Origin of the sequence: Massilia sp. CMS3.1 (assembly GCF_051262535.1) — a bacterium.
GTDB lineage: Bacteria > Pseudomonadota > Gammaproteobacteria > Burkholderiales > Burkholderiaceae_D > Telluria.
Window position 1 is genome coordinate 1 of sequence record NZ_JBIMES010000056.1, and the last position, 1,576, is coordinate 1,576.

Annotated in this window: 1 protein-coding gene and 1 pseudogene; one reads left to right on the plus strand and one right to left on the minus strand. The window is 56.5% G+C overall.

Going from position 1 to position 1,576, the window contains the following annotated elements:
- Positions 1–226 (plus strand): annotated as a pseudogene (locus ACHAC9_RS24355) (transposase); the annotation flags it as partial.
- A gap of 251 nt (positions 227–477) precedes the next feature.
- Here ACHAC9_RS24355 and ACHAC9_RS24360 read toward each other — a convergent pair.
- Entirely contained in the window at positions 478–1,503 is a 1,026-nt protein-coding gene (locus tag ACHAC9_RS24360) for an IS110 family transposase (protein WP_435764374.1), read from the minus strand.
- Between the last annotated feature and the right edge of the window lie 73 nt (positions 1,504–1,576).

Genomic DNA, 1,576 nt, shown 5'->3' on the forward strand with positions numbered 1-1,576 from the left:
GCGTGGGCTATGGCGAGATCTGCTAACTTTCGACGAGCGTATCGAAGAACTCGACCAGGAAATCGCTCAAATTGCTCGGCAACACCCGGTAGCTCAACGTTTACAGCAAGTGCGTGGTATCGGGCCCCTTACTGCGACAGCATTGGTGGCAACGGTTGGCGATGCGAGTCAGTTTTCCAACGGGCGACAGATGGCTGCTTCGTTTGGGCTAACGCCCAAACAAAATCTATGGTCACCCTCCTTTTTGCAACCTGAATTTATATGATGTGGTTGGCTTGCTCAAATCTATCCGGCGTCTTGTGGAGACTTGCTCCGCGCCCCGATGAGAGTCGCGCCTGTCGGTCCTCAAAAAGCTCTCGGCTTTCTCAGCCGGTTTTGTTTCCAGGTTATCCGCAGGCCGGTGTGCCGTTCACGTCATCCAATATCAGCAGTCGCAAAACCAGATAGGTGCTTCGGTACTGCAAGCTCAGGGGGCCGTCACGGCAATGTAGCGGCCTCGTGCATTTCATATTCGGTATTGTGGGCTGCGATGGCCCAGGCTGTACGAGCCAGCTTGTTCGCTAGAGCGCAGGCCACGACATTGGAATGGCGCCGCAACAGCATGGATCGGACCCATCGCGCCAGCCGGTCGGTATGACGCTCCAGTTGCCGCATGTAAGATCGCGCGCACTGCACGAGCAGACGCCGAATGTTCTTGTCACCACGTTTGCTGATGCCCAACAGGTTAGCTCGTCCGCCCGTACTGTACTGTCGCGGCACCAATCCGATAGATGCGGCGAAGTCGCGTGCGCAAGCGTATTGCTTGCCGTCGCTCACCTCAGCTGACAGGACGCTGGCTGTAATCGGTCCGACGCCAGGAATCGTCATCAAGCGCTGTCCCAAGTCGTCTTTCCTCAACTGCCGGCCCAGCTCTTTTTCGATATCTTCGATCTGCTCATCGAGATACTTGATGTGAGCATGCAGCCTTTCGATCAGGCTCATCAGCCGTGCTGGCAGGGTGTGCTCTGCCAGCACGGAAAGTAGGCGCCGCAATGTGCCCTGGCCGGTCGGCAGGCTGATACCGAATTCGAGCAGGAAGCCGTGAACCTGATTGATTGCCTTGACCCGGTCTCGTACCAGCGACTCGCGCGTGCGATGTAGCGCTGACAGGCATTGCTGGGCTTCAGTCTTGGGAGTGGCGAAACGCATTGATGGGCGGCTTGCTGCTTCGCAGATCGCTTCGGCATCGATGAAATCATTCTTGTTGCCCTTGACGAAGGGGCGCACGAATTGGGGCGAGATGAGTTTGGCTTCGTGGCCGAGTTTTGCCAGCTGCCGGGCCATCCAGTGCGCGCCGGCGCAGGCTTCCATGACGATCGTGCAGGAGTGGAAGTTGGCAAAAAACGTAATTAGTTGCTTGCGATCGAATTTCCTGCGCAGCAGCGCCTTTCCATGTCGGTCCTGTCCATGCACGTGAAAGCCGTGCTTCCCTAAATCGATGCCGATAAGCGTAACGTCTTGCATGATGGCCTCCGTCCAGAATGAATACACCCTAGAATATTAGTACCTTGCGGGGTGGAGGGTGACCATCTCATTA

What these genes read in the sequence shown, in the direction of transcription:
- ACHAC9_RS24360 (WP_435764374.1), bottom strand. Translation starts at nt 1,503, where the DNA reads ATGCAAGACGTTACGCTTATCGGCATCGATTTAGGGAAGCACGGCTTT.